The 26,343-nt window shown below is 49.5% G+C and carries 23 protein-coding genes and 1 pseudogene; 14 read left to right on the top strand and 10 right to left on the bottom strand.

The window, feature by feature from the left end:
• The first annotated feature begins 2 nt into the window (after window positions 1–2).
• The 3 genes from PGRAT_RS16265 (at window position 3) to PGRAT_RS16255 (ending at window position 3,306) form a co-directional block, all read left to right on the top strand.
• Entirely contained in the window at window positions 3–701 is a 699-nt protein-coding gene (locus PGRAT_RS16265; RefSeq protein ID WP_025708083.1) for a response regulator transcription factor, read from the top strand.
• The gene (locus tag PGRAT_RS16260; RefSeq protein ID WP_155990520.1) at window positions 670–2,199 is read left to right on the top strand and encodes a sensor histidine kinase; all 1,530 of its coding nucleotides are present in this window, start codon (window positions 670–672) and stop codon (window positions 2,197–2,199) included. Before PGRAT_RS16265 ends, PGRAT_RS16260 begins: the two co-directional genes overlap by 32 nt.
• 75 nt (window positions 2,200–2,274) lie before the next feature.
• Window positions 2,275–3,306, top strand: a complete 1,032-nt coding sequence (locus PGRAT_RS16255; RefSeq protein WP_025708085.1) for a hypothetical protein — start codon at window positions 2,275–2,277, stop codon at window positions 3,304–3,306.
• 43 nt (window positions 3,307–3,349) lie between these two features.
• Here PGRAT_RS16255 and PGRAT_RS16250 read toward each other — a convergent pair whose 3' ends face one another.
• On the bottom strand, window positions 3,350–3,736 hold the full coding sequence (locus tag PGRAT_RS16250; RefSeq protein WP_025708086.1) for a hypothetical protein: 387 nt from the start codon (window positions 3,734–3,736) through the stop codon (window positions 3,350–3,352).
• A gap of 418 nt (window positions 3,737–4,154) precedes the next feature.
• Window positions 4,155–5,090, bottom strand: coding sequence for a Gfo/Idh/MocA family protein (locus tag PGRAT_RS16245; RefSeq protein ID WP_025708087.1), 936 nt, complete (start codon window positions 5,088–5,090; stop codon window positions 4,155–4,157).
• 114 nt (window positions 5,091–5,204) lie between these two features.
• On the opposite strand from PGRAT_RS16245, the gene PGRAT_RS16240 reads away from it, so the two are divergent.
• Window positions 5,205–6,161, top strand: coding sequence for a helix-turn-helix transcriptional regulator (locus tag PGRAT_RS16240; RefSeq protein ID WP_025708088.1), 957 nt, complete (start codon window positions 5,205–5,207; stop codon window positions 6,159–6,161).
• Window positions 6,162–6,306: 145 nt separating this feature from the next.
• Here the strand turns inward: PGRAT_RS16240 and PGRAT_RS16235 are convergent, their stop codons facing one another.
• A complete protein-coding gene (locus PGRAT_RS16235; RefSeq protein ID WP_025708089.1) occupies window positions 6,307–7,545 on the bottom strand; it encodes an MDR family MFS transporter in 1,239 nt (412 codons plus the stop codon).
• A gap of 181 nt (window positions 7,546–7,726) precedes the next feature.
• Here PGRAT_RS16235 and PGRAT_RS16230 point away from each other — a divergent pair, with 181 nt between their 5' ends.
• From PGRAT_RS16230 to PGRAT_RS16220, 3 genes are all read left to right on the top strand, one after another.
• Window positions 7,727–9,556 carry an ABC transporter substrate-binding protein gene (locus tag PGRAT_RS16230; RefSeq protein WP_025708090.1) on the top strand — a complete coding sequence of 610 codons (1,830 nt, stop codon included), beginning with the start codon at window positions 7,727–7,729 and terminating at the stop codon, window positions 9,554–9,556.
• A gap of 39 nt (window positions 9,557–9,595) precedes the next feature.
• Window positions 9,596–10,009, top strand: a complete 414-nt coding sequence (locus PGRAT_RS16225) for a VOC family protein (protein ID WP_025708091.1) — start codon at window positions 9,596–9,598, stop codon at window positions 10,007–10,009.
• Between the two features lie 111 nt (window positions 10,010–10,120).
• Complete coding sequence (locus PGRAT_RS16220; RefSeq protein WP_036706411.1) at window positions 10,121–11,104, top strand: cation diffusion facilitator family transporter; 984 nt, start codon at window positions 10,121–10,123, stop codon at window positions 11,102–11,104.
• Between the two features lie 228 nt (window positions 11,105–11,332).
• On the opposite strand, the gene PGRAT_RS33745 is transcribed toward PGRAT_RS16220, so the two are convergent.
• Both PGRAT_RS33745 and PGRAT_RS16215 read right to left on the bottom strand, forming a co-directional pair.
• Entirely contained in the window at window positions 11,333–11,500 is a 168-nt protein-coding gene (locus PGRAT_RS33745; RefSeq protein ID WP_167337231.1) for a hypothetical protein, read from the bottom strand.
• A gap of 99 nt (window positions 11,501–11,599) precedes the next feature.
• Window positions 11,600–12,349 (bottom strand): SDR family oxidoreductase, encoded by a 750-nt coding sequence (locus tag PGRAT_RS16215; RefSeq protein WP_025708093.1) that lies wholly within the window; start codon window positions 12,347–12,349, stop codon window positions 11,600–11,602.
• Between the two features lie 172 nt (window positions 12,350–12,521).
• On the opposite strand from PGRAT_RS16215, the gene PGRAT_RS16210 reads away from it, so the two are divergent.
• Both PGRAT_RS16210 and PGRAT_RS16205 read left to right on the top strand, forming a co-directional pair.
• Window positions 12,522–13,094 carry a TetR/AcrR family transcriptional regulator gene (locus tag PGRAT_RS16210; RefSeq protein ID WP_025708094.1) on the top strand — a complete coding sequence of 191 codons (573 nt, stop codon included), beginning with the start codon at window positions 12,522–12,524 and terminating at the stop codon, window positions 13,092–13,094.
• 328 nt (window positions 13,095–13,422) lie between these two features.
• Complete coding sequence (locus PGRAT_RS16205; protein ID WP_025708095.1) at window positions 13,423–14,652, top strand: aminotransferase class I/II-fold pyridoxal phosphate-dependent enzyme; 1,230 nt, start codon at window positions 13,423–13,425, stop codon at window positions 14,650–14,652.
• A 12-nt stretch (window positions 14,653–14,664) separates the two neighbouring features.
• On the opposite strand, the gene PGRAT_RS16200 is transcribed toward PGRAT_RS16205, so the two are convergent.
• The 3 genes and pseudogenes from PGRAT_RS16200 to PGRAT_RS31225 form a co-directional block, all read right to left on the bottom strand.
• Window positions 14,665–15,999, bottom strand: coding sequence for an outer membrane protein assembly factor BamB family protein (locus PGRAT_RS16200; protein WP_025708096.1), 1,335 nt, complete (start codon window positions 15,997–15,999; stop codon window positions 14,665–14,667).
• 251 nt (window positions 16,000–16,250) lie between these two features.
• The gene (locus tag PGRAT_RS16195) at window positions 16,251–17,009 is read right to left on the bottom strand and encodes an alpha/beta fold hydrolase (RefSeq protein ID WP_025708097.1); all 759 of its coding nucleotides are present in this window, start codon (window positions 17,007–17,009) and stop codon (window positions 16,251–16,253) included.
• A gap of 246 nt (window positions 17,010–17,255) precedes the next feature.
• Window positions 17,256–18,204: pseudogene (locus PGRAT_RS31225) on the bottom strand (alpha/beta hydrolase).
• Window positions 18,205–18,384: 180 nt separating this feature from the next.
• Here PGRAT_RS31225 and PGRAT_RS16185 point away from each other — a divergent pair.
• Together PGRAT_RS16185 and PGRAT_RS16180 are read left to right on the top strand one after the other, a co-directional pair.
• Complete coding sequence (locus PGRAT_RS16185) at window positions 18,385–18,921, top strand: RNA polymerase sigma factor (RefSeq protein ID WP_025708098.1); 537 nt, start codon at window positions 18,385–18,387, stop codon at window positions 18,919–18,921.
• A complete protein-coding gene (locus PGRAT_RS16180) occupies window positions 18,918–20,018 on the top strand; it encodes a DUF4179 domain-containing protein (protein ID WP_025708099.1) in 1,101 nt (366 codons plus the stop codon). Before PGRAT_RS16185 ends, PGRAT_RS16180 begins: the two co-directional genes overlap by 4 nt.
• A gap of 105 nt (window positions 20,019–20,123) precedes the next feature.
• On the opposite strand, the gene PGRAT_RS16175 is transcribed toward PGRAT_RS16180, so the two are convergent.
• Entirely contained in the window at window positions 20,124–21,434 is a 1,311-nt protein-coding gene (locus PGRAT_RS16175; protein ID WP_025708100.1) for an APC family permease, read from the bottom strand.
• 130 nt (window positions 21,435–21,564) lie between these two features.
• Between PGRAT_RS16175 and PGRAT_RS16170 the strand changes: the two genes are divergently transcribed.
• Together PGRAT_RS16170 and PGRAT_RS16165 are read left to right on the top strand one after the other, a co-directional pair.
• A complete protein-coding gene (locus tag PGRAT_RS16170) occupies window positions 21,565–22,497 on the top strand; it encodes a LysR family transcriptional regulator (RefSeq protein WP_025708101.1) in 933 nt (310 codons plus the stop codon).
• 60 nt (window positions 22,498–22,557) lie between these two features.
• Window positions 22,558–23,469: a tyrosine-type recombinase/integrase gene (locus PGRAT_RS16165; protein WP_025708102.1), complete on the top strand. Its 912-nt coding sequence runs from the start codon at window positions 22,558–22,560 to the stop codon at window positions 23,467–23,469.
• A gap of 282 nt (window positions 23,470–23,751) precedes the next feature.
• Here the strand turns inward: PGRAT_RS16165 and PGRAT_RS16160 are convergent, their stop codons facing one another.
• Entirely contained in the window at window positions 23,752–24,678 is a 927-nt protein-coding gene (locus PGRAT_RS16160) for an L-lactate dehydrogenase (RefSeq protein WP_025708103.1), read from the bottom strand.
• Between the two features lie 269 nt (window positions 24,679–24,947).
• On the opposite strand from PGRAT_RS16160, the gene bcaP reads away from it, so the two are divergent.
• Entirely contained in the window at window positions 24,948–26,333 is a 1,386-nt protein-coding gene (bcaP, locus tag PGRAT_RS16155; RefSeq protein WP_025708104.1) for a branched-chain amino acid transporter BcaP, read from the top strand.
• The last annotated feature ends 10 nt before the right edge of the window (window positions 26,334–26,343 follow it).

Below are 26,343 nucleotides of genomic sequence, written 5' to 3'. Positions count from 1 at the left end.
AGATGTGTGCCCGGATTTTAATTGTGGATGACGACCGGACGATTGTGGAATTTTTATCCATATATTTGGAGCGGGAAGGGTACAGCATTTCGACCTGCTATGATGGGGAGACGGCGCTGGACCACATTCGGACCGGGGTTTTTCAGCTCATTTTACTGGATATAATGATGCCGGTCATGAATGGTTTTGATCTGATTGGCCGGATTAGGGAAATCTCGGAGGTTCCGGTGATTTTCCTGACCGCCAAGGACCAGCAGGAGGATAAAATCAGGGGATTCATTGCCGGCTGCGATGATTATGTGACGAAGCCCTTTGATCTGACAGAGCTGTCTTTGCGAATCTCAGCGATTCTAAAACGCAGGCCGGCAGCCGCAGAAAAGTCGGCGGAAGCACCGGGAGAGCTGCAGATTAAGGATGTCACTCTGTTGCCGGAGGAACATGCCGTGTCCAAAAATGGCGTAGAGATCAACATGACGCCCAAAGAATATGGGATATTGCTGCTGCTGGCCAGGAACAAGGGCCGGGTGTTTACCTCACGCGATATTTATGAGCTGGTATGGGAAGATACCTATCTGGAGAGCGACAACACCGTGCTTACCCATATCCGCAATCTGCGGGAAAAGCTGGGTGATACCGTCAAAAACTCCAAGTACATCAGAACGGTCTGGGGTGTTGGTTATAAAGTGGACAAAGAAGCTTAAAACAGGACTGGTCGGGGAACTGGTCCTGATTTTTATTCTGTCGCTGGCCGCCACGCTGGCCGCAGTTTCATTGACAGCTCATTTTCTGAAGGGCTCCGCGTTATTTTATCCGGTGCAGACCGATGCAGAGCGGATTATGAACTACAGGGAGAAGGTCGGCAATCCGCTGGCGGCCTGGCTGGATGCCCGGGCAGGCGAGGCGGCTATTCCCCACCAGCTGGAGCAGGAGCTGCGGGAGAAGTTTCCTTTGGATTACAGCAAAGGCTTTAGGGCTGCAGAGGAAATTGTTGTGTCTGTGGTTAACGTGCAGGGGGAACTGCTGCAAGCCAATTCACACGTTGTCATTGTCCGCTCCGGGGAGACATTGCCGGGGGGCAAGGCACTGCGGTCTACCGCAGATGTTTCCCCTGCGCTCGAAGCTGGAAGTTTCGTGATCGGCAATCCGGAGGAGGAACAAGTCTACAATATCCTTTTCTTTACACCCAAAGAAGGCATCGACATCAGCTATAACAATAGCTCCGGCACAAAAATGCAGGAAACGCGAAAGCTGGGGAACGGACTCTATCTGGTGGCTGCAAGCACGATTACGTATACCGAGAATCCTGTGTCTCTGCTGGGTATTGTTGTGTTTTTGCTGTTTTTTTATCTCGGTGTCCGGGGGAGAATCCGGTATATGCGTACTCTCGAACGGGGCACGCATACGCTGTACGCGACTGAATTTCAGGCCCGTATCCCGCTAAAATACAACAACGAGCTTACCACGATGGCAGCAGCACTGAATGATATGGCGGAGCAAATCGTCACAAGCCGGAGCAAGGAGAAGGATTTTCTGCTCAATATTTCCCATGATCTGCGCACGCCGTTAACATCCATCATGGGCTTTCTCAGTCTGCTCAAAGAAAAATCGTATGACAGTGAGCCGGAAAGGGAGCGGTATATTGAGGTTTTGGAGGAACGGACAGGTTATTTAAAGAAGCTGCTTGATGAGTTTTTTGAGATTTCGCAGCTGAAATGGAAACCCACCGTGATGAACAAGAGCAGGGTGAATATGCAGGAGCTGCTGCGCCAGGTTGTGGATGGGTATCATCCCCAAAGCAGGGACAGGCAGATTGATACGGTTCTGCTGCTTCCGGATCAGTCGGTCCATGTGGAGATTGACGCTGACCTTTTCGTCCGGGTGCTGGAAAATCTGCTCTCCAACGCCTTCAAATACAGCCGTGCGGATACGGAGCTTATCATCCGCCTCCGGGAATCTGTGGTAGAGAGCCGCCGTCAATGCCCGGTGCGTCTGGAATTGTGGAGCACCCCGGCCCAAACGGTAGAGGGCGGGGAGCTGCACCGGCTGTTTGACCGGTTCTACAAACGGGATTCCTCGCGGACTGGTGAAGGCGCGGGGTTGGGTCTGTCCATTGCTGCGGAGATCATCAGGCTGCATGGAGGCAGGCTGGAAGCGCAGATCGAAGGAGAACGCCTGGGAATGATTATCGAACTTTTTTAGGGCTAATTAACAGCGGGCATGAAGATAGTGCAACTTCTAGAGATTTCCAGCGTCTTTCTTTTGAGGTGATTGATCATGTCCCACATCCAAAAAATCGTCTGGATTGGTTGTTTATCAGCAATGGCCGCCTTTAGCGCAGGCTGCAGCAACGTTACAGATTCTAATGTTCCGGAAGCAAAAGCCAGTCCGGCACAGCCGACAACTGTCCCTGCCGCAGCTCCAACAACAACTGCCCCGGCAGCTTCACCTACTACTGAATCATCCCCTTTGCCTGCTGCAAAGTCTGTCGGGTTGTTTCAAGGTGAAGTCCCCGAATACGATGGAAGCGGTCGGTCGTATCTGACTACAGGCACGGAGCTGCAGGCGAAATATTCTGCTGACCAGAGCTTGCCGCTGGCCGTTTTTATGCCGGAGAATATGAACCGTTTTGAACAGAATGGCCGAACTGCATGGGGGACTAGCGACAAAGGAAATTGGATATCATTTCATGTTTCAAGTGAAGGCGATTCCGCCCAAGCCGGGGAGGACAAGCCTGAAATAGCCGGCAGTGATGCAGCCCTGCAACAATATAAGGAATACCAAGGCGGTTATTCCGATGGAAACAGCAGAGTGGACGTGTTCAAGTTTCAAGCCAAAGGACAAGTCTACCAGGCAGAAATCCGGACCACTGCAGAGCAGCGGAAAGAGCTTTTGCCCCTGTTCGTTGATGTCTTGAGAGAAGTGCAGTATATGAAGAAGCAGCCAGCGCTGGTGGCCGGAGTTTTTGTTCAGGAGCCCGATGTCGGGAATAGCAAAGAGGGCAGGCAGATGCTGAGGGAGGTAATGAACTGCCTCGAAGCTATTGTTGCGCATGACAAACAGAAGTTTCTCAGCACAATGCAATCACCTGAAACCGGAGAGTACTTGATGTTTTTCGTTGAGAATTCAACGGCTTACCGTTTTACGGAGTTGACGTATGAGGGAATTTCTGCGGAAGGCACGCAGAGGGCAAGCTTTAATGTAAGCTATAAGTTCATGACGGATGAAGGTTATCAGGCGGATCAGAGTTATGGAATCTATTTGCTGCGCAACAAGCAAGGGGAATGGAAGGTAGCCAATATTGATTAATGAATCAATGGATAAGCTTGGATAACCCCATCAAATATGAGGGTTATTCAGGCTTTTCGTCGTCACTATAGGCGGGCAGCGGAGTCAATGGCGTTACCCAGATTTTGTAGCATAGGCCTTCACTCGTGAAATCATAATTCGCATGGACAAGAAACTGAGGATCGGAAATTGTATTCAGCCGAGTGAGTTCAAACACCAGAACATGAGCCAGCATCCAGTCGGATGTCTGATAGCCGGAATAGAGGTAGCGAATCTCCAAAAGAGGACCGCTTGTGATCCATTCATATGCTTCATGAAGACTGTCGACGCTCATGGTTTCCTTATGCCAGACGATATTTTCCGGCTCTATAGCGTGGCGAGAGTAGGGGAGTTCTGCCATATTAGGATCTGGACTTTTTATGAATTCCTTAAAACTATTATCCTTTTTCATGCTACATACCTCCCAACCCTGTAATTACCTTATTATAGCAAAAAAACGGGCTTGGATTCTACGTGAATACCCTTTAGATAAGCAAACCAGAAATAAAAACATATGTTCTTATGTGGATGAAACGCAAAATTTTAATAACGATACCTAATAATTGGCATTTTACATTTATAAAATATTATAAGTTAACATAACAATAAATATGTTAACTTATTTTAAGTTAGAACTTATGCCTAACCTGACGTGAATTCGAACTCGAAATAGCATACAATGAATATTACATCATATGAAAAATTCATAATAATAAAACAAAAACCCGGCAGCCCCCGCCAACACCGCCTGAATGCACCATATAACGGTCCTTACATACTAAAACAAAGAAAAAGGTGGGGGTGCCCGGCTATTCAAGCTGCTATGTGTGTCAAGACAATTTTCGGGTAATCTCAAAAGCAGCTTCAGCGGCGTTTGCGGCATGCTCCAGTGAAATAATGGAGGGGGTGCCATCGGTGAAGCTTTGGAGCGCGTAGCGCAAGCTTTTTTCATAAGGATTGCCTTGATCCAGTACAATCTCCTGTTTACCGGCCGGTCCATATTCGTACAACGTGGCTTCCACTTTGCCGTCCGGATAATCTACTTCATGGAACACAAGCTTAGCTTGTTCGAAATAGGCTTCATACCCCACTGTGAACGGATAAGATTCAGGCATTTGTGAGGAAACGATAATCTCAGCAGAGACCTGTGAGGTGTCAAAATCCGCATGGACCAGTGCTTGCCCATCCTTACCGCTGCTGCTTCCCCAGACAGAGGATAGCGGAGGATTACCCAGCAGCCAGGTGATCATATCCAATTCGTGGATCATTAGGTTAGCAGCAATCTTACCTAAACCCAGATCGCCCCATAATGGTGCGGTTTCTCTTTTTAAGGATACATGCAGGAGCTTACCGTATTGCCCACTGTGTACTGATTCGTACAAATAGGTATATGCATGATCAAATTTGATAAACTGATTGACCATGATCCGCTTCCCGGAGCAATCTTCAGCTCGCCGCATAGCCCATGCATCCTCATGATTCAGGCAAACCGGAGTTTCGCAAAAAACATGTTTTCCGGATTTCAAAGCCTGGATGGCATATGTGCTGTGCAGATCGGATGGCAGGCAAATGTCGATCAGATCCAGTGAGGGATCGGTTAAAATCTCTTCAATCGAGGTTGTAATTTCAACCCCCAGTTCTTCCTTCAGCTTGTCCAGCTTGGCTTCATTTCTGCCAAAGATAACGATCCGTTTGACGCCTTCCATTTCTGCAAATAGTTTTGCGTGATAAGCTCCAAAGCCTGTTCCCAGTATGCCAATATTCATTTACAGCAGCTCCTCTCTCTGATACATTCAGCATACACATGTATTGTTGACAACAGAGTGGCGAGAATAATGTGGTAACTGCAGATTTTTTACTATCATGCTAGGGGGCTTAAAATGAGGCTGCACCGCTTAATTGCAATCCTTTTACTGATTGAATCCAGAGGGAAAATGAAAGCCAACGAGCTGGCAGAGGCGCTTGAAACCTCAGTTCGCTCTATATACAGAGACATTGATGTTTTAGCCGAATCGGGAATTCCCATGGTCACAACCCCAGGGCCGGGGGGCGGAATCTCGCTGATGGAAGGGTATACGGTCAATCTTCAGAAGCTGCACGGTGAAGAAGTGATCAATCTGTATTTGACGGGGATGGGTATTCCTTTTGACGCTCAGACCGAATCAGGATTGAAGCTTAAGAATGCGCTGCTGAAGCTTGAAAATACCTTGCCCGCTGCCTATCAGGAGGATATCCGTAAAGCCAAAACCCGGTTCTATTATGATAACGCACCCTGGTGGGAGGAACGGGCAGAGCTTCCTTGCCTGGAGCAGCTTCGCTCGGCCGTCTGGAGATGCCGGATGATCCGCATTCAGTACCGTAAGGTTAATGGGGAACTGACCTCCCGCATTCTGCATCCCTATGGAATGATCGTGAAGCAGGGGGAGTGGTACCTGGCAGCTTACTGCGAGGCAGCGGAAGAGCTTCGTACGTTCAAATGTGAGCGGATTGCAGCAATTGAATCGATGGATGGGCAATATACAGTTCCGGCGGATTTCTCCTTGGAGGAATATTGGCTGCGCGGGAATGACGTTTTTAAGCAAACCTGCAGGCAAGACGAGTTCTATCCTGTAGTTGTGCGAACCGTTAAGGAGCGGCAGCAGGGGTTGAGACAGTATGAGATCGTCGAAGTAAAAGGAACCGGGGAACACCTGGAGTTTACACTGAATCTGTACAGCTATGAATCGGCGTGCAGGAAGGTAATGAATCTGCTGGATGAAACGGAAATCATGCAGCCTCCTGAGATCAGAAATTACATTAAAGAGCAGCTTCTAATCCTGCAAAAGGTATATGTTTAACCAAGTTCATGAAATAAGGTAACATATTAAATATTATGTTAACTAGAAACTACTTAAGGCAAAATCCTGCCTAACAAAGACCCGCCAAGCGCTTCGGCTGCTGGCGGGTCTTAATAGTGAGGTTCGTGCTAGAACACTTACTGGATCAGGCGCTTTGAGAGGTGCCTGCTGCTTCAGTGCGTTCTCTGGCATGCAGCCGTTTATGTGCGGTAATGAGGAACGGGAGACCCAGTGCTGTGCTTAGAGCCAGCGGTACAAATACAGCCGGGCCATTCGTGGCGCCAAATTCATCAAGCAGCAGCCCCCCGAGAACCGGTGCCATCACGTTACCCAGATTATTAAAGCCTATCGTGCCAAAATACGTGCCTTTCCATTCCGGCTTAGCAATCCGGTCAATCAGCATATCCATCATGGTGAAGAGAAGGACCTCGCCTACGGTAAAGAGCACCACGCTGAACATCAATAGGGCTACCCCGCCAGCAACTCCGAACAGGACCAGACTGAGCGCCACGCAAATATTCCCCAGAATTAACGGAACAAGCGGCGGAAATTTACTGGCTGTACGGACGATCGGGTATTGGACCACCAGTACGGTGACTGCGTTAAGTGACAGCATGTAGGAAAAGACCTGGCTGCCATTCGAGAAATGAGTGTCAACCGCCAGATACTGAGCCAGCGTGGAACTGAAATGCCCATAACCCAGTACACAAAAGATAGTCCCCACCAGCACCGGCAGAAAGACACGGTCCCGCCCGGTCACTGCCAGCGCTTCACGCAGCTGGGGAGCACGGGCTTCCGAACGCACAGGCAGACTGGCGCGATGGGCCGAGAATTGCATAAAGAGTACGATTCCGTAAGCAATATATACAACTCCTGCGATTACGAACGGGAAGGTGGATTTTGCCGAACCCAGCTGTAAACCGATTATTGGGCCAAACACAACACCCAGATTAACTGCCGCATACCGCAGATTGAAAACCAGCAGTTTATGATCCGGAGGGGTAATATCCGAGAGCAGTGCACGCGAAGTGGGCTCGAATACGGCACGGCACAGGCCATTCAGCGTATTCACCAGGAAAAAGACCCAGATGTGCTGGGCTGACGAGAAGCCGAAAAAGACACATGCCCAGCCGAATACAGAGACCAGCATGACGATCTTGCGGCCGAAGACATCGGAAATATATCCGCCATAGAAGCTGACCAGCACGCCTGCCAATGAGCTGACAGCTACAGTGATGCCTGTTTGTGAATGTGATGCGCCAAGGACCTGCGTCAAATAAATGGATAAAAAGGGAATACTCATCGAGGTTACCAGGCGGCCGAACATGGTGCCGATAATAATCGTCCAGGCCAAAGGATGGATTTGCTGCAAATGCTGTTTCATGTAATCGTGGATCTCCTAATCTGATTGCTGAATTTTTGGGGAAACCTTACTGGTGCTGTTCAAAAATATACGGATAGATAGGACACAACCGTGTCTGCATGTGTATAATTGTATAGATAAAAGGGGGAAATAAAAGTGTAAGCTTTATCTCCTCTCTTTCACCTTTAAAGGAGCACTCGATATGGATAACAATGTCGTGCATTTTCTGCGGCTAACTTCGGCCTTGAATACCCCCTTCAAGCTCCAGGAGCCGATTCCGGTGACGATAGAACTGCTGGCTTCGGTCCTGTGCTGTACTCCCCGCAATGTGAAATTCATCCTGCGCAAGCTGGAAGAGAAGGGCTTCATACAATGGCAGCCTGGACGGGGGCGGGGACATAAGTCCGGGATGGCCTTTATGCGGAGCGTGGAGGAGATATTGGAGGAGCATCTTCAGGAGCTCACCGGCAAGGGGAAAATCAAACAGGGGATCGAGCTGATTGGTTTGCCTGAGGTGAACGGTGCGCTGCAGGAGCGTCTGTTATCGCTTTTGAATAAGCACATGGGCTATCACAGTGAGGCTGAATCCACGGCCGGGCTTGATATTCTGCGCATCACACGCAACCGGCGGATGGAGAAGCTGGACCCGGCATCCGTGTATACGGCCTTTGAATCCTACCTGATCGAACAGATTTGCAGCACGCTCGTAACCTATGATGCGCAGAGCAACAGCTTTTTGCCAGGATTAGCCCATATGTGGGAGACCAACCCGGAGCACACCAGCTATATTTTTTATCTGCGTAAGGGAGTGCGTTTTCATCACGGCAGGTTTCTGACCTCAAGAGATGTGAAAGAGACACTGCAGCGGCTGACCGATTTGCATAGTCCAGTCTTGTGGCATTACCGTGATATAGTGCGGATAGAGCTTCAAGGGGATCACCGTATCCGCATCGATCTGGCGCGGCCCAACCTGTTTTTTCTGCATTTATTCAGCTGTGTGCACATGTCCATTCTGCCTTATGATGTGGATTTCATCCATGAACCGGTTGGAACCGGCCCTTACCGTCTGCTGGATTACAATGAGGATGTGCTGGTGCTGGCGGCGTTCGATGATTACTATGCTATACGCCCGCTTTTGGACCGGGTTGAAATCTGGTATGTGCCGGAGCTGGGCTATAATGACCGTATGTATCAGCTGCCGGATACGGAACTTGGAGCGGATAACGGTGGGGGGTGTGCCAATCACAGTATTGATTATCCGGCTCTGGGCTGCAGATATATTATGATGAACTTTCAACGGGAAGGGCGACAGCATCACCCGTTGTTCCGGCAGGTGCTGCGGATGCTGTACCACCCGGAAACGCTGGTCAGTGAATTGGGAGGCCACCGCATTACACCGGCCGACAGTTTTTTGCCCTGGAAAAGCCGCCGCACCCTTTGGCAACGGCCTTCTTTTGAAGAAGCAGAGAAGCTGCTGCGTTCCAGCGGGTATCAGGGAGAAGAAATCACGCTTGCCTATGCATCCAGACGGGAAGAAGAGCGGGAAGAAGCGGAGTGGCTGCAGCAGCGTGGAGCACGAATCGGTCTGAACCTCCGTCTTGCACCCTATTCAAATTTAAATATTGCGGAGCTTCTGCTGCAGGCCGATCTGCTGCTTGCGGAAGAGGTGCTGGAGGACGACTGGCAATGGGGAATGATTAACTATTTCGTCAATCAGTCCAATCATTTTTATTCTCTGCTGCAGCAGAGTCAGCGGGACGAAATCGAAGCGCAGCTGCAGGAGTTTGCCGAAGTGCCGGAGGCAGCAAGAATTCTGCTGTTGGAGCGTGCGGAATCCTTGATCCGTGACAACTGCTGGGTATTATACGGCTCCCATTTGAACAAAAGGGCGCAGCTCAACCAGAGCCTGTTCGGCCTGCATACCGGTTCGTTTGGTTTTCTTGACATCTCCCGGCTGTGGATCAAAACAGGATTTGCGGAAACAGAGCAAGGGGCGGACCATGGCATGTCCAATTCCAATACGGTAGAATAAGATAGGACAAGCCAAATTATACGAGGGAGCTGTGAGTACATGACCCATGCACAACCAGGGATCAGCACATTTCTGATGTTTGAAGGACAGGCTGAAGAGGCGATGAATTTCTATATTTCATTGTTCGACCGTTCAGAAGTAACCAGCATTAAGCGTTATGGCCCAGGTGAAGCCGGAGCAGAGGGAACGGTGATGCATGCTTCATTTACGATTAAGGGAGCTTCCTTCATGTGCATTGATAGCCATGTGAAGCACGGCTTCTCTTTCACACCTTCTATTTCACTGTATGTCAATTGTGCGAGTGAAGCAGAGCTTGATACTGTTTTTGAACAACTATCTCAAGGGGGCAATGTTCTGATGCCTTTAGGCGAATACCCCTTCAGCCGCAAATTCGGATGGGTGGCCGACCGGTTCGGCGTAACCTGGCAGCTCAACCTGCCGGACCCGGAGTAAATTAACAGGTGCCTCCAATCCCCGCGAGTGATAGAAACCGGCTGCAAAGGGTAAATACATACATGGACCCGCAGCAGTGGCTAATCGCAGCGTAAGGAGGCATTCATAGCAATGGAACAAACCAGTGAATCGCTTGGAAGCTTAATCCGCAAAGGCAACAAATCGTCGGGCTCGGCCGCGATCGGCAATACCTGCATTGCCGTCGTCAAAGCCGCCGCGTTCGCGCTCACCGGCAGTGGCTCAATGTTCGCCACGATGATGCATTCAATCGCCGATGCAGTGAACCAGATGTTCGTGTTTACCGGAAGTGTACTCGCTGAGAAAAGGCCGACCCGCCGTTTCCCGGACGGCTTCGGCCGTGTCATTAACCTGTTCTGTATGGTAGCCGTGATTGTCGTGACCATTATGGCTTATGAAACGATGCTGGAAGGCTTCCATTTGCTGAAGCATCCGGCGGAGGAATCGGGTGGCTATTGGATCAATGTGATCGTACTGCTGCTTTCCATCGGTGCAGATGGATTTGTCTGGGTGAAGGCGATGAATGAAGTGTTGCATGAATCCAGAATCGAAGCCAAAGGATTTAGGAAATTCACCGCATCGCTTAAAAATGTAAAAAGAGCCGCACCTCCGACCCGCCTGGTTTTTTATGAAGATCTGGTGGCCACAAGCGGTGGGGCACTGGCGATGCTCGCCGTGCTGGTGACCGCCTTTACCAGTTTCAAGCTGCTTGACGGCGTGTCCAGCATTCTGATTGCCTTTATGATGATCGGAGTTGCTTTTCGCGTGGGATATGACAATATGGTCGGGCTTATCGGTGTAGCTGCCCCTCCGGAGATTGAAGACCGGGTTGCCCGGATCATCTTCGACGATCCGCAGGTGACGGATATTTACCAGATGCGTATTTTGCAGGAGGGGCGGTATTATCACGTCGAAGGTCTGATTGAGCTGAAGAAGGGGATGACCCTGGCTGATGCGGATGATATCAAATTCAAGGTCAGAGACAAACTGCTGGCTGATCCGCATATCTCGGATGTGACACTCGGAATTCTGGAGGATAATGGCATCCGCAACTGGGAGCCGCAGACGGAAGGTTAACTTTTTCAATAGGTACTACTGGAATAAACAAAAAAGGGGAGTGCTGCGAAAGCGGCATTCCCCTTTTTTGAATATAAGAATTTATATGCTTTGCGCTATACCTTATCCTATATTTTTTGCTAGAACGGGTACCGTCCTTTTAAGGACGGCGCAGTCGTTTCTGCTTGGTTTGACGAGAGAAAGGGCCGAGGGCCGTCCTCTCACCGCACTGGGTCCTTTAGTCAGCCCTTATCCTGCTTGTTTCCCATCGCATTTTTTGCAGACCGCAAGTTTGTCGCCGGAGGGATCTTTGCCAAAAAATAAAAGCTTGATTCTTGTGCTGCCACAGATCGGGCAGGTGCCTCTGCTCCGGGAGGGAGTCCGCCATAAGGCTTTGCCGCGTTTGTTCTTAGACATATTCTGTTCCACCTTCACGCTTGATATCCTATCATATGCCCAAATTGACGGCAGCGTGAAAGGAGACGAAAGGAGAATGGGAGGTGTCTAATTGGTGGATCAATGAATCTTTGGAGGTTGGGACTTCATCGAATCGTTAAACTGGGTCACCAAAACACCTTCGTTCGGGCCAGGGTTATTTCGAAACATTTTTGCTTCTTCAACCAGCACTTCGTCTGTATCCGTACCAAGTACCTTTATCGCTGCTTCAATGAATGACGCAAGGGGCATCGCACGCGGTTCATTGTTGTTGCTTTGAACCCATGGCGGCACAATTTCTAATACTTTTACCGGTGTGTCTTTAAGCATGTACCGTTGGGACAGTGTATAGGTATGAAGTGCTGCCTTCGTCGCGGAATATACAGCAGTCGCCGCTAATGGCATAAATCCAAGTATCGAAGTCGTGTTGATGACAACCGCTTCTTCTTTGGACTTCAAATGCTCGATCAATGCAGAAGTCATACGAATTGGTCCAAGCAAGTTTGTCTTGACTGTCGAAACCAAAACATCCTCATCAATCACACCCGCCGCGTCATCGGAGTGGATGATGCCGGCGTTGTTAATCAAGACATTTAAATCCGGGTGTTCTTCGATTAACTGCTTAGCGGCCGCCTCTATGCTGGCAGGATCTTGTACATTCAATTCCACTGCGGATATGCCGGGATTCGCGTTGATTGTCTCCTCCAGACGCTCTTTACTCCGGCCGGAGATAATAACTTTATTCCCAAGATTGTGAAGAGCTTCTGCTAACGCACGTCCAATTCCCGAACCGCCGCCTGTAATGAAAATCGTGTTTCCTGTTAGTTTCATTTTGTATACCTCCTCTTAAATTAAACATATGTTGAATAAATAACATACGTTTTATATAGTGAATGTACCAGAGCGAAAAATGGTGTTCAATGGTTAAAGCAAGCTCCGTTGTTGATTTTTCAACAGAGGGCTTCGATGTGTTCATTCTATATGGGATAAAGGGGAGAAGGATATGGACAGGCGTATTCAAAAATCGAGGCAAGCGATTATTGATGCTTTTATGAGGCTGATGTCAGAAAAGGAATTCGAGAGCATAACGATCAATCAAATTGCTGAGGAAGCGAATGTCAACCGGGGAACGGTGTATCTGCATTTCAAAGACAAGTACGATCTGCGCGATCAACACTTGGAAGCTCAAATTAACCAGTTGCTACATCATTGTATGTCTGAAGATAATATGGTTCATCTCCCTTCCAAAACCACACTATTACGCACGTTTGAATATTTGGAGCAGCATGCTTCGTTCTATTCCTTAATGCTGACGAGCAAGGGAAGCACGGTTTTTCGAAACCAAGTGGAGACAATGTTCCGGCAAAGACTGAGCGAGCATCTGGATTCGATCAACCTCGATGGGGAACTGAACAGGGACATTACGGTGCAATTTTTAACTTCAGCGGCAGTGGGTGTATTGGAATGGTGGATTATCCGTGCGATGCCATATCCGGCACCGGTCATGGTGGAACAGATTTGGAATTTGCTGAATCAAGGTGTCGAAGGACACCAACAGGGTGCTATTTCCGATTAAATAACGATCTGCATTTATTTTACGCATTGTGAATTAGGGTCAGAGAAATCCAAATGATTGCCGGCGATTGGAGACTTAGAGAGTATGTGCAAATAGTCCATTTAAGGCCGAAAAAACAGCGTATAACATAAATTATACGCTGTTTTGGATGAGGGCGATTTTATTTTAGAAATAGGGCACTTGTACGACGCTAATCCATGAATCAAAAAGGAAAATTATAATATTTTCGTTTATATTTAACTATTGAATTAAACTAATCGGCTTCCGCCTAAAGTTTCGAAATCAACAACTGCTGCACCGTGCTATAATTATTCAAAAAAACAAGTAGGTGGACTCGTTGACGTATAGCAGTTCCAAACGAAGCTGGAGATCGGAGAAGTTGTCCCGTCTCGGTTCCTCGATATTTGCGGAAGTGGCAGCATGGAAAGGGGAGGCGGCCAAATCAGGACTGGACGTGATCGATCTGGGGATCGGCAGTCCGGACCAGGCGCCCGCTCCGGAAATCCGGCGGGTTTTAAGTGAAGCCGTACTCAGAGAGAATAGCTATTCCTATCCGTCGTCCAAAGGAAGCCCGGCTTTCCGCAGGCAGGCAGCGGCCTGGATGGAAGCAAGGTTTGGTGTAAAGGTGGATTCCGACGATGAGGTCGTGGCACTCATGGGCTCGCAGGATGGGCTCGCACATTTGGCGCTTGCCGTCTGCAATCCGGGTGATCTGGCGATCGTACCTGACCCTGGTTATCCGATTTACGCCGGTTCACTCGCAATAGCCGGTGTGAAGGCGTGGACGCTGCCTCTGCTGGAGCAGAACGCCTTCGTCCCTGATTTGGACAGCATTCCGGACGGGGTATGGCAAGAGGCGGTATTTATTCTGCTCAGTTTCCCCGGCAATCCCATCTCAACAACGGTGGATCTGGCCTATATGGAGAAATTAATTACGCTGGCCCGCAAATGGAATGTGCTGGTCATTCACGACCTGGCTTATTCGGAAATGGGTTTTGACGGGTATAAGCCTGTAAGTATATTGCAGGGCCCGGGCGCCTTGGATACCGCGGTTGAGTTCCATTCCTTCTCCAAAAGCTTCAACATGGCCGGCTGCCGGATTGGCTTCATGACCGGCAACCGTGAGGCAGTTGGAGCGCTGAGAGAACTTAAGAGCAATGTGGATTATGGCGTATTTGACCCGATCCAGGAGGCGGCGGTTGCTGCCCTGGAGCTGGCGATGAAAGCCGGGGAGAACCAGGGCGTTGCCCCGCTGTATGAACGGCGCCGGGACGTGTTCATTGCGGCATTGGCTCAGCAAGGTTGGGCGGTTCCGAATCCCAAAGCGACAATGTTTATCTGGGCGCCACTGCCTGACGCTTACGGTGCCGGACAAGAAGAGGGAAGCTCACGCAGCTTCGCACGTGACCTTTTACTGAAGACAGGAGTAGCAGTCATTCCTGGAGACGCTTTTGGAGAACAAGGGAACGGATTTGTCCGCATTGCGCTGGTAGAAGAAGAAAGGCGGCTCTTGGAAGCCGCCCGTAGAATAGGGGAGTACCTGCGTAGAATAGGTTAACCTTCTGAAGCCTTATTGCCATCCCTTTGGCAAGCTTACCGCAAGTATATTATGTTCTGTTGTAATAAGCGCTGTTCCATTGACGATGGTGATATCACCAAAATAGGGGGTGGCGGCTCCGCTCTTAATCATTCCCAGCAATGCTCCGGTATCAGAATGATTAATGGAAATGTACCCGTTCTCGTAAATTGCGAATACAGCCTTGCCAACCCGCTGCAGATGTTCTACCTTGCTTGCCGGATTGTCGAATGTAACCACGCTGTCGCCGTCGAGATGAACGCCGGTAATTTGAGCGCCTTTTTGAAAAAAGGCCATTCCATCGGCAGGGCCGGCCAGCCATTTTCCGAAGCTTTCATAGCTTTTTGGGGCAGAGCCGGCATTCGCTCCACGTGTAAAGCGGGTTAGAGTATATTCATCTTTATCGAAATTACCGTCTACTGAATAAACATAAGGTTTCTGAATGAAAGTGAAGAAATTCCCCTGTCTGGAGATGTCGTCCAGAGCCTGGTAGTTCTCCTTGGTGGTCACTGTGCCTGTAACGGGATTCATGCTCACCAGTGTCAATAGATGGCCCGGTACAGGAGCTTTTACATTTGCATATGCTGCCTTAGCTTGCTCCCGCAGCACCAATTGCCCCTCCTGATAAGCAATCATGCTGTAGATTCCTTCGGTTCTCCAGAGCTGCTTGCCGGTAGCGGGGTCAAGGCCAAAAAATTGCCTGCGAATATTATCGACTGTACTGGAAACAACAAGTACGCCCTTGTATTCTCCATGCAGGGTGCCGACGTACATGGGGATTTTTTTATTCTCCCATAATTTCTTGCCGGTTCCCGGATCGTAGGCAGCCACGCCGCCGCTCTCATTGGCGAAATAGACTTTGCCGTTCATGAGGCAGGCTTGTCCGCCAATCTCCATGGGGCGCTCCGATACTTTTACCTTCCAGAGCAGCTTTCCGGCCGAAGCGGAGACTTTTACAAGTTGTTCATTATTATCAATGAAGAAGACGGAATTCTTCGTAACAATTTGCGGATGTTCACCGGTTTTATACGACCACCGGATTTGGCCGGAAGCAATATTTTTGGCATAAAGTGTATTTTTGGCAGAGAAGTAGAGAATTCCATTCCTAACGGATTGTTTGATGTCATACATACCGATGCCGTCCGTTGCAACTTTCCACTTGAGAGGTAATAGAGTATCTTTGGAGACTGTGGCGGCAGTGCTGTTAACGGATGCTGCGTGTGCTGTACCTGCATGGATGGCTTGTAATGAAAGGCCGATACCGGTAGACAATAGGGAAATGGAGAGAAAGGCAGATAGTACAGGTTTAATGGTTTTGAGTTGTGGCAATGGTTTCCACTCCTTGAGATTATTCTAAATTGTTAGACGCATGAACCGGTATTTAGTTGCTAAAATAAGTAAGTTAATCAAGTTAACATAATAATTATTATGTTATTCGAAAAATTAAACGGCATTTTGTTTCAGAGAGAAATAGAAGGGAAGGGTCCTAGAAAATTTTCCATAAAAATAACCCTGCCGGATCGGCAGGGATTTTACAACGAGCATAGAACTTATGGACAGATTTGTGCAGCAGGAGGAGGTTAATAGTTGCGTTTGATTTGTTCGAGACCCTCTTTAATTGTATCAATGACAATTTTCGGCTCGGAAAACTGAGGGAAATGCCCGCTTTTAGGAGCGGAGATATGTTTGCTGTACCTGGACAATGAGAGCAGCTCCATTTGGTGCTGCATCCGTTTTTTTTGGACAATTTCGGGGATCATGCGATGTTCTTTCCCGCCGGTGATCACATATACAGGGATGTCGGGAAACTGGCCTTCTGCCTCGATTTGCTCCACTGTTTCTTTCACATATTTGTCTTCATTGAATTTTTTATGTGGAGATAAGAAATCAAATACCGTTAACATTTTATTAATGGTTTTTACGGCTTTACCTTGATCGTCACCAAGACTTAAGTCTTTCGGGTGGCTGGATTCCAAAAATACAACACCCGCTGCTTCGCTTGGGTAACGCCGGGCATATAGATTTGCATATAATCCGCCTAATGAATGTCCAACCAGCAAGTATGGAGGCTCAAAACCAACGGTTTTTAATGCCTCCCGTAATGTTTCGACAATCGTTAGCCCATCTTGGGGTTCCCGCGGTTTATCACTGCCTGCAACGCCAAAACGGTTATAGGAAAAAACAGAGCAGAATCCTGAAATTTCCGGCACGATCTTCATCCAACCTTCTATAGGCCCAGAACCGCCGTTGATTAATACAACATTGGGTTTTTGGTTCCCGCTTATATTGTATTGCAGCTTCCCGCGCGATGTATTCAGGTTTAATAACTTTAGAGTCAATTCATCTCACCTCAACCTTGGAATCTAGGCATAATGGAGTAATACGAAGGTGTTAGATGCTGGTTTCGTATGATATGGATTTGCTGTTATGGTCAGGAATCTTTACTGTCAAATTTAATTAACATAATAATAAATATGTAAACTTAATAACATGTAACCCCATTAACAAACAGGCCCGCGCCGGAGAATATCCAATGCAGGCCTGTTTACTGTTGTATATTAAATGAAGTAAATGCTAAACCGGACCTATTGCCGCAGCCAACTGGCAGCCAGCAGCAAAGCGCCTTTTTTGGCGTTAGTCTCTGCCAGGGCATTCAGCATCACAAAGTCATGAATAATCCCCTGGAACCGGACTGCGGTTACGGAAACTCCGGCTTCACGCAGTTTATTGGCGTAGGCCTCACCTTCATCCCGGAGGACATCGGCTTCGCCGGTGATGATCAGCGCTTCGGGAAGCCCGCTAAGCTGCTCCAGACTGGCCCGCAGCGGGGAGGCAGTGACCTGGGCACGCTCTTCCTCGCTGGTCGTATATTGATCCCAGAACCATTTCATTCCGGTCCGCTGCAGGAAGTAGCCTTCTGCAAAGAGATGGTAGGATTCGGTATCAAAAGAAGCGTCCGTTACCGGATAGAACAATAGCTGCTTGGCAATCGCCGGGCCGCCCCGTTCCTTGGCCATCAAGGTAATGGCAGCAGTCATGTTGCCGCCGACACTGTCACCGGCAACGGTTAATTTGCTTGTGTCGAAGCCATATTCGGAGCCATGCTCAGCTATCCATGTCAGGACCGCATAAATTTCTTCAATGGCTGTAGGGTATTTGGCTTCCGGCGAGAGGCTGTATTCCGGGAATACGACTGCTGCTCGGGCACCTGTCGCCAGTTCACGGATCAGCCGGTCATGGGTGTGGCTGTTGCCAAACACCCAACCTGCACCGTGGATATACAGAATGACAGGCAGAGTTTCGCCTGAAGTGTTCACCGGGCGGATAATCCGCACCCGAACCTCCGCCTGGTCCGCCAGGAACCGTGAGATCCTGAAGATCCGCTTCCGGTTTGTAAATCTCACCGGACTGTACGGTGTTCACCGTTTCGCGTCCTTTTTCAGGTCCCAGGTCAGGCAGAAATGGAGGTTCGGCATTATCGTCTGCAAATTTCCGGGCTGCCGCTTCAAGAATGATTTTATTATCTTTTGACATGGTCAATCGTCTCCTTCTCTCCCATTTGGGCAGTCTCCCTTCATTCATAACCAGGTTTGTCTTCTCTGAAACGTCAGAGGCTGCCGCCCCTTGGAGGTGTTATGAGCTTTTATTGAATGAAAAGCGAACGGTTTGGCTTGATGGAGGTGTATAGTCATTGAAAGATAAGGGGGAGAGTGTGTGAAGGATTATCCTATTGCAGAGGAGAGGGCCAGGGAGGTGTTCAAAGAGCATTCTTCCTATATCTACGGAGTTGCCTTGATGCTCACCCGCCAGCGGGTGCTGGCAGATGATATTACGCAGGAAACGTTTCTTCGCGCTTTTGCCAAGTTTGATCTTTATGACGACGCCAAACCATTAAGACCTTGGCTGTACCGGATCACCGTCAATACGGCGCGAAATATGCTGCGTAAAAAAAGCTGGAAGCAGCTGTTCATGGGAATACCAGCAATGGCTGCAGAGGATTCTGCTGAATACAAGGCGATGCAGGGCGAAGATAGACAAATATTATGGCATGCGGTAAGCCGGCTAAGCTTAAAACAGCGTGAAGTAATTACGCTTCATTATTATGCGGGACTGCCCCTGCCAGAGACGGCCTCGGCTTTGGGCATACCGCTTGGAACCTGCAAATCACGCCTGCATGCTGCACTGGAGAAATTGCGGCTGTACTACGAAAAAGAACCGGAGCTTCAGACACTGAAGGAGGGGTTGAAATGAAATTTCATAACCGTCGGGAGCCTGCCGGGCATGAGATACTGGCCGCTGACTTGCAGCGTGAGGGTAAAAGGCTGGCGGAACAGTACAAGCCATCTTTTGAATTTGAGGAAGTATGGACGAAATACGAGCAGGCCAATCTGACAAGGACCAACCGGAAGTTTATTTCTAGATGCCTGAAATGGGGGACAGGTATTGCAGTCTCATTGGTCGCAGCTTCAGGAGTGTTAATCGGCATTGGGGCAGTATCACCACAAGTAGCCGAGGCTTTGCGCAGTATTCCTTTTTTTGATTATCTGTATGCAAAAGGGGTGGATACTGGTGATCTGAAGCAGATTGAAGAGAAAAATCTCAGTACACTGGCGAACGCAACAGCAATAGACCAAGGAATAGAATTTAATGTGGTTAATGTTTTTTATGATGGCATTCAGTTGGTGTTGAACTATGAAGTGAACTATCCTGAATCTACTCCCAAGTTGACCGAAAAAGAAGCCGTGGTGTACTACAATCTTAGTTTTTCAGGAATTGAGCCTCAAGCGATCTCGACTCATGATTTTACGATTACCGGCGAGCATACTTTTGTGGGAACGACCCGCATGAGTATTGGTGATAAGGATATGCCTGCGCAATTGCAGCTTAATATGGCGGTGGATTGTATCGGCACCACAAAGGGGAAGTGGGATGTCTCCATCCCTCTAAACAAGCAAAAAAGTGATGAACTGACGAAAATCGTCTATCCTAAAAATCTGGAATTCACCTACAAAAACACCAAATATACTATCGATAAGCTGGTGCTTGGTCCGGTAACCACTCAAGTAGTCATTGGAAATGTTATGCCCTATTATCCGTTTGATTTGACGATGGAGGATGATATGGGTAACTTATACAGGAACTATGGAGGGAGTGGATCTACCCGGGACTATTATTATTTTAACCTGCCGCCGTTCAATGAACTGAATCCCCATCCCAAATATGTAACATTAACCTTGACTGAGCATGCAGGTAAAGAGGCTAGTATGCCCATTACCCTTTCCGATAAAGTGCAGATGTTCAAATTTAAAATTCCTTTGGAGTGGGATAAAGATGAAGTGAAATTGTAAAAACAGCAGGCCGCTGCGACCTTGGGAACAAGGACGGTTGCGGCCTGCTGTTTGGTGCGAGATGGCTATAAAGATAGTCATTATGATACGTACGCTGCGATAAAGTTAAAGTGCTTGGCGCTCAGCCTCTTGCGGATCGTGTGGTGAAAGCTCAGGATGAATGTGTTTGCGGCTGCCTCTGAAATACACAATCAGGAAAAAGAGAGCGGTAATCAGCAGCGGATAGCCAATTGCCCAGCCGGTAAAAGGAAACACTGCCATTGTTGCGGCAAACGAAATCCAACTGATTCCAACGCCCAGCCGGCTGCCTTTCAGAAGCCGGATTCCTGCCGCACAGCCCCCGATATATGTCAAAATGAAGGTGGCATTGGGAAACTGGATCAAGGTTGTGATCGACAGCAAGCCGCTTCCATACAGAAACAGTACGGCGGTAAAACACATCAGCAGAAAGCCGATGGCACCTGTCGGTGTCTGATAGCGGTTAGACAAGCGGCCCATCCATTTTGGGGCATAGCCCTGTCGGGATAAAGCGAACGCTACCCGTGATGCTGCTCCGCTATACGCGATAATGGTCGCGGTGCAGATGAACAGCCCGGTCAGGCCGGCAATGAATCCGCCCCAGGAGCCCAGCGGCTGGCTGATGATCCAGACGAGGGAGGAATCCGCTCCTCCCCGCAGATAGCTCTGGGTACCGACGGTGGCGAGGGCGGACAGGAAGTACAGGACACCTACAATAATGGCGGCAATGGTAACGCCCCGGACTGCGGCCCGCTGCGGGTCTTTGAATTCTTCAGACAGGTGGGAGACGGCTTCCCAGCCGATAAAACACCAAAATAATATTGCCGCTGCCTGGCCGACGCTCATCCAGCCATGCGGAGCGAAAGGCGTGAAGTGCACACTTTCCATCCGGGGAAGCGCGGCAGCGAAAGAGAAGACCAATACGGCGACGATGGCAATTACTACAGCAATCTGTACTTTCCCGGCTACCTGCATTCCAATCCAGTTCGTAACCAGACCAATTCCCAGCATGGCTGCAGCCAAGGCGATTCTGGCGTTGTCCCCCCAGCCCATAGCTGCGGTCATGTAGCCGGCACCGGTTAGTGCGGCGACGGGACCGCCAATCGGCACCGACATCAGGAAGAACCAGCCGACCAGCGCTCCGGCCTTGGGGCCAAAAGCCAGCGTGACAAAGTGGGAGACGCCTCCCGCATTCGGAAACCGGGCAGAGAGAAGACCCATCGAAAGAGCAAGGGGAAGAATCAGGAGGGTCATAAATCCCCAAGCGAGCAGGGAAGCCGGACCGGCCATCTCGGCCGCAAGTCCGGGGACGATCAGGACCCCTGACCCCAGCACGGCGCCAATGTACAGGGCGATGGCCTGCGGCATTCCGATATTGCGTTGTAAAGTTTCTTTCATAATGAATATGGCCCGCTTTCCTTGTATTTATGTATAGAGTATCAGATAATAGATCCATTGGAAAAACGGAATTATCAGATAATATCCATTCAAAAAACCGATGATACAATTCAGCAAAGGGGGAAGTCCAGTGGAATCGCGTCACCTGTTCACGTTTCTAGTCGTAGTAGAAACCGGCAGCTTTACGCGTGCCGCCCAGAAGCTGGATTATGCGCAGTCCAGCATTACCGCCCAGATTCAGGCGCTTGAAGCAGAGCTGGGCCAGCCGCTGTTTGACCGCATCAGCAAAAAGATCATTCTTACCGACGCCGGACGCCGTCTGCTCCCTTACGCCCAGGAAATCTCCCGGATGCACACCATGGCTGAGGTTGCGCTGCGTTCGGAGACTGAGCTGGCCGGAGCACTGCGCATTGGCGCACCGGAGTCGCTGGCCGCGTTCAGGCTGCCGGGCATTATTAAGGAATTCCGCGGGCGCTATCCTCAGGTGCAAATCACCCTGAAGCCGGGTGCCTGCTGGGAACTAACCGAATCTGTCCGTTCCGGAGAGCTGGATCTGGTATTTCTGCTGCAGCCGGAGACGGAGTATAAGGACCTACACACGGAGACGCTCATCCACGAGGCGATGACGCTGGTTGCTCCGCTTGGACATCCGCTTCTGGAGCTCGCAGAAGTACTGCCGCTTCACCTAAAAGATGAGACTATTCTGCACACCGAAACCGGCTGCACCTACCGGACCTTGTTCGAGCGCCATTTGAACAGTCACGGCGTATTCCCCGATCCAAAACTGGAATTCTGGAGTATTGAAGCGATCAAGCAGTGCGTGATGGCCGGTCTGGGCCTTTCGTTTATACCGATGATTACGGTCCAGAGTGAGCTGGCCGAGGGCAAGCTTGCCCGGCTCCATTGGAATGACGAATCGCAGCGGGTAGCTACCCAAATCGCTTACCACCACAAAAAGTGGAAATCGCCGGCGCTTGCGGAGTTCCTGTCCACTGTTCAAAAACACGCGGCAGAGTGGAGAAATGGGATAGCGGACACGAAACCGAGCTTATTCTCTACTTGATTCCATGAAGTTATTCTATGGTAGAATAGATTGTTACTGAACTCGGAGAGGAGATAGGACATGAATGATTCTGAGCCCGACTATGAAGAAGAACTGGAGGCTTTTCTCATCTGGATGAAGGATGCCGGGTTCACTTCTTATACCCAGAAGTCCTATCTTGCCGATGTGCGGGAGTTCCTGGGGAGTCTGAACGGCAAAAGCCTGGAGAATGTCAAGAAGCTGCATATCATCTCCTATTTAACCTCGGTCCGTGAACGGGGGGTCAGTGATGCTACGCGTAACCGCAAGCATGCTTCAGTCAATTGCCTGTTCAAGGCGCTGATGGAGCTGGAGCTGCTAACCGCCAATCCTGCAGCGGGAATCAAGAAATCCAAGACTGAAAAAAACCGTGAGCCCGTCTACCTGGAAGAACATGAACTGCAGCGGTTTTTGTCTGCGGTTGAAGGCAAGTACAGAAGCAGGAATCTGGCGGTTTTTCTGCTTATGTCCTACATGGGATTGCGGGTAGGGGAGGTGCACACCCTGAACTTAAGCGATTATAATGCGGAACGCCTTACGCTCCGTGTTTTCGGAAAAGGCCGCAAATGGCGGAATATTCCGGTGCCTGCGGAGCTGGCTCCTCTTTTGGAGCAGGCCCTGTCTGAGCGGCTGGAGCCTTGGCGCAGCAAGGAGGAAGCGATGTTCATTTCGCAAAAAGGGCGCAGGCTCTCGATTCGTGCCATCCAGGGTATTGCTGCCGACACCTTTGGCCGTTTCCAAGCGGAAGTTCCCGCTGCCCGCCGCAGGCCATACTCCAGCCATAAGCTGCGCCATTCTTTCGCCACCATGCTGCTGCGCAAAGGGGCAGACTTGCGGACCGTACAGGAGCTGCTGGGCCACTCGTCCATCCAGACCACTACCGTGTATACCCATATTACCAGCCGGGAGAAGGAAGAAGCCATGGCCAGGCTGCAGATCGGCATGCTGAAGTAATGGCTACATTCTAAATGCGGCAGGCCGTCCGGCACAAACTTTAATGCGGGGACAGCATAAAGCCGGAAAGCTTTAAATGGGCAAGGACCTATTTCATTGGCAGGCATGACGATTCATGTTATATTTGTTGAGTTCAGAAGCTCCGTCCTTTCAGTATGGGGGTTATTCTCCATGACTTGAAGGGCGTTTTCTTTGTTTGCCGCTTTTCAGCAGCCCGACAAAAAGACTATCCCCGCCCTCGATGTGAGGGGGAGATAGTCTCTGTTATGGGGTGAGCTTGTCCTACAGCTCCAGCTTAGAGATTTCACTTTTCAGCTTCTCAGCGGATTGCTGGAACAAGGTTTTCTCATCTTCGCTGAGCGGAAGATCCAGCACTTCACGTACACCGGAACGGTCAACTACGCATGGGGCACCCAGGAATACATCGGATACTCCATTATAGTTGTTCAGCAAAGTGGAGACATTCAGCACAGAACCTTCATTATTCAGAATGGAGACCACGATCCGGTCCAGTGCAAGTGCGATCGCATAAGAAGTTGAACCTTTGGCATCAATGATTTCGTAAGCGGCATTTTTGGTATCCTCGAAGATTTCCTTACGTTCCGCATCGTCAAAGCCAAGATCAATTCCGGCAACATTGGCGAGACTCCATACCGGAAGCTCGGAATCTCCATGCTCACCGATAATCTGACCGTGAATGCTGCGCGGGTCGATTTCTTTGTGCAGGCCGATCAGGTAACGGAATCTGGCACTGTCAAGCACCGTACCCGAGCCGATGACACGTCTGCGGTCGAAACCGCTGATCTTCAGGGTGGCATAGGCCAGAATGTCCACCGGATTGGTCGCGATCAGCAGAATAGCATGCTGGTTGTATTTCGTGATTTTTTGGATGATGTCTTTAAAAATGGAAATGTTTTTGCGCAGCAGATCAATCCGGGTTTCACCCGGTTTCTGGGAGGCGCCGGCGGTCACAATAATGATATCTGCATCGCGGCAATCTTCATAGGTTCCTGCCCAGAGCTTCACACCACCGACAAATGGCATGCCATGGTTCATATCTAGTGCTTCACCAAGTGCTTTCTGATGGTTGACGTCAATAAGGACCAGCTCCTGCATGCGTCTGCGCAGCAGCAAAGTATAGGCAGTTGTCGTACCGACAGCACCTGTGCCGATCACTACGACACGATTTGGTTTGAATGGGGGGGCCATTGCTACATCTCCTCCTGAGTTTTTGAAGTTTTTGTGTCCAATCTTATCCATCATAATCGCTAAGGTTAGTGTTTTCAAGCGGTCTGCTTTTAATCCATTACCCGAAATTAAGCGAGTTAACAAGAATTTTGGAAGAACGGAGTAAGTGATGTTTAGTATTTCCACATTTCTTGTAATTATCGGCGCCGGGTCATAAAAGGTCGGCCACTTCACAATAATAATATCTATTTATTTAAAAAGTTATTAAGAAGACAGGGGAGAATTTACGAATGGATGTATTCCGCAAGAAGCCTTTGACCGCTCCAGTAAGCGCCGGAGGAGAGAAGCTCAGCAAGACACTTGGTGCACTGGATCTGACCTTACTTGGTGTGGGGGCGATCATCGGTACCGGTATATTTGTAATGACGGGAGTGGCAGCTGCCGAGCATGCGGGACCGGCCCTGGTGCTCTCTTTTGTGCTGGCAGGTATTGCGTGTGTATTGTCGGCTCTGTGTTATTCCGAATTTGCTTCCACATTACCGGTGTCCGGCAGTGCATATGCTTACAGCTATGTGGCATTTGGTGAACTGTTAGCCTGGATTCTGGGCTGGGATCTGGTGCTGGAATACGGGGTGGCTGCAGCTGCAGTGAGCAGCGGGTGGTCCGGTTATTTTCAGGGCCTCCTCGAAGGCTTTGGCTTGCATTTGCCCACAGCACTCTCGGGGGCGTATAATGCGGACAAAGGAACGTTTATCAACCTCCCTGCGATTATTATCATTTTACTGATTTCCTACTTGCTGACCAGGGGGGTCAAGGAAACAGCACGTTTTAATGCCATTATGGTTGTAATCAAGCTGTCAGTCGTTATTCTCTTTATTGTTACTGGCTTTTTTTATGTGAAACCGGAGAATTGGACACCCTTTATGCCCTTTGGATTTCATGGTGTAGTCAATGGGGCGGCTACTGTATTTTTTGCCTATATCGGATTTGATGCCTTGTCCACTGCGGCAGAAGAAGTCAAGCGCCCGCAGCGTGATCTGCCGATCGGGATTATTTCCTCCCTTGCCATCTGTACGGTGCTCTACATCGTTGTATCGCTGGTGCTTACCGGGATTGTCCCTTACCAGAGACTGAATGTCAGTGATCCGGTTTCCTTTGCGCTGCGGTTTGTGGATCAGAATATGGTCGCCGGGCTGATCTCCGTGGGTGCTATTGCCGGAATGACTACGGTTCTGCTCGTTTTATTGTTTGGTCAGACCCGGCTTTTGTTCGCAATATCACGGGACGGGCTTTTGCCGGAATCCTGGTCCAAGGTGAGCAAGAAAACACATACTCCCATACGCAGCACCTGGTTGGTCGGCGGAATTATTGCCGTACTCACCGGCTTTGTCCCGCTGGACCGTTTGGCCAACCTAACCAGTATCGGTACACTGTTCGCCTTTCTGGTTGTTTCGCTGGGTGTTATCGTACTCCGGTATACTCATCCGAATCTGAAACGGGGCTTCACAGTGCCATGGGTTCCGGTTGTTCCCTTGCTAAGTGCAGCGGCCTGCGGCTATTTAATGTATAATCTGGGGAGAGATACTTGGACTGGCTTCTTGATCTGGCTGGTTATCGGTTTGCTCATTTACGGATTATATGGCTACAAGCGCAGCAAACTGAATCAGAACAAATAATTAATGAAGG

The organism is Paenibacillus graminis, assembly GCF_000758705.1.
In the GTDB taxonomy this organism is placed as follows: domain Bacteria; phylum Bacillota; class Bacilli; order Paenibacillales; family Paenibacillaceae; genus Paenibacillus_AQ; species Paenibacillus_AQ graminis.
The sequence above is the reverse complement of the archived record's forward strand: the minus strand, read 5'-3'. Positions and strand labels throughout refer to the sequence as shown.

What these genes read in the sequence shown, in the direction of transcription:
- PGRAT_RS16225 (WP_025708091.1), top strand. Translation starts at nt 9,596, where the DNA reads ATGACCCATGCACAACCAGGGATCAGCACATTTCTGATGTTTGAAGGA.
- PGRAT_RS16220 (WP_036706411.1), top strand. Translation starts at nt 10,121, where the DNA reads ATGGAACAAACCAGTGAATCGCTTGGAAGCTTAATCCGCAAAGGCAAC.
- PGRAT_RS16240 (WP_025708088.1), top strand. Translation starts at nt 5,205, where the DNA reads ATGAGGCTGCACCGCTTAATTGCAATCCTTTTACTGATTGAATCCAGA.
- bcaP (WP_025708104.1), top strand. Translation starts at nt 24,948, where the DNA reads ATGGATGTATTCCGCAAGAAGCCTTTGACCGCTCCAGTAAGCGCCGGA.
- PGRAT_RS16160 (WP_025708103.1), bottom strand. Translation starts at nt 24,678, where the DNA reads ATGGCCCCCCCATTCAAACCAAATCGTGTCGTAGTGATCGGCACAGGT.
- PGRAT_RS33745 (WP_167337231.1), bottom strand. Translation starts at nt 11,500, where the DNA reads ATGTCTAAGAACAAACGCGGCAAAGCCTTATGGCGGACTCCCTCCCGG.
- PGRAT_RS16180 (WP_025708099.1), top strand. Translation starts at nt 18,918, where the DNA reads ATGAAATTTCATAACCGTCGGGAGCCTGCCGGGCATGAGATACTGGCC.
- PGRAT_RS16210 (WP_025708094.1), top strand. Translation starts at nt 12,522, where the DNA reads ATGGACAGGCGTATTCAAAAATCGAGGCAAGCGATTATTGATGCTTTT.
- PGRAT_RS16255 (WP_025708085.1), top strand. Translation starts at nt 2,275, where the DNA reads ATGTCCCACATCCAAAAAATCGTCTGGATTGGTTGTTTATCAGCAATG.
- PGRAT_RS16235 (WP_025708089.1), bottom strand. Translation starts at nt 7,545, where the DNA reads ATGAAACAGCATTTGCAGCAAATCCATCCTTTGGCCTGGACGATTATT.
- PGRAT_RS16175 (WP_025708100.1), bottom strand. Translation starts at nt 21,434, where the DNA reads ATGAAAGAAACTTTACAACGCAATATCGGAATGCCGCAGGCCATCGCC.
- PGRAT_RS16165 (WP_025708102.1), top strand. Translation starts at nt 22,558, where the DNA reads ATGAATGATTCTGAGCCCGACTATGAAGAAGAACTGGAGGCTTTTCTC.
- PGRAT_RS16230 (WP_025708090.1), top strand. Translation starts at nt 7,727, where the DNA reads ATGGATAACAATGTCGTGCATTTTCTGCGGCTAACTTCGGCCTTGAAT.
- PGRAT_RS16265 (WP_025708083.1), top strand. Translation starts at nt 3, where the DNA reads ATGTGTGCCCGGATTTTAATTGTGGATGACGACCGGACGATTGTGGAA.
- PGRAT_RS16245 (WP_025708087.1), bottom strand. Translation starts at nt 5,090, where the DNA reads ATGAATATTGGCATACTGGGAACAGGCTTTGGAGCTTATCACGCAAAA.
- PGRAT_RS16250 (WP_025708086.1), bottom strand. Translation starts at nt 3,736, where the DNA reads ATGAAAAAGGATAATAGTTTTAAGGAATTCATAAAAAGTCCAGATCCT.
- PGRAT_RS16215 (WP_025708093.1), bottom strand. Translation starts at nt 12,349, where the DNA reads ATGAAACTAACAGGAAACACGATTTTCATTACAGGCGGCGGTTCGGGA.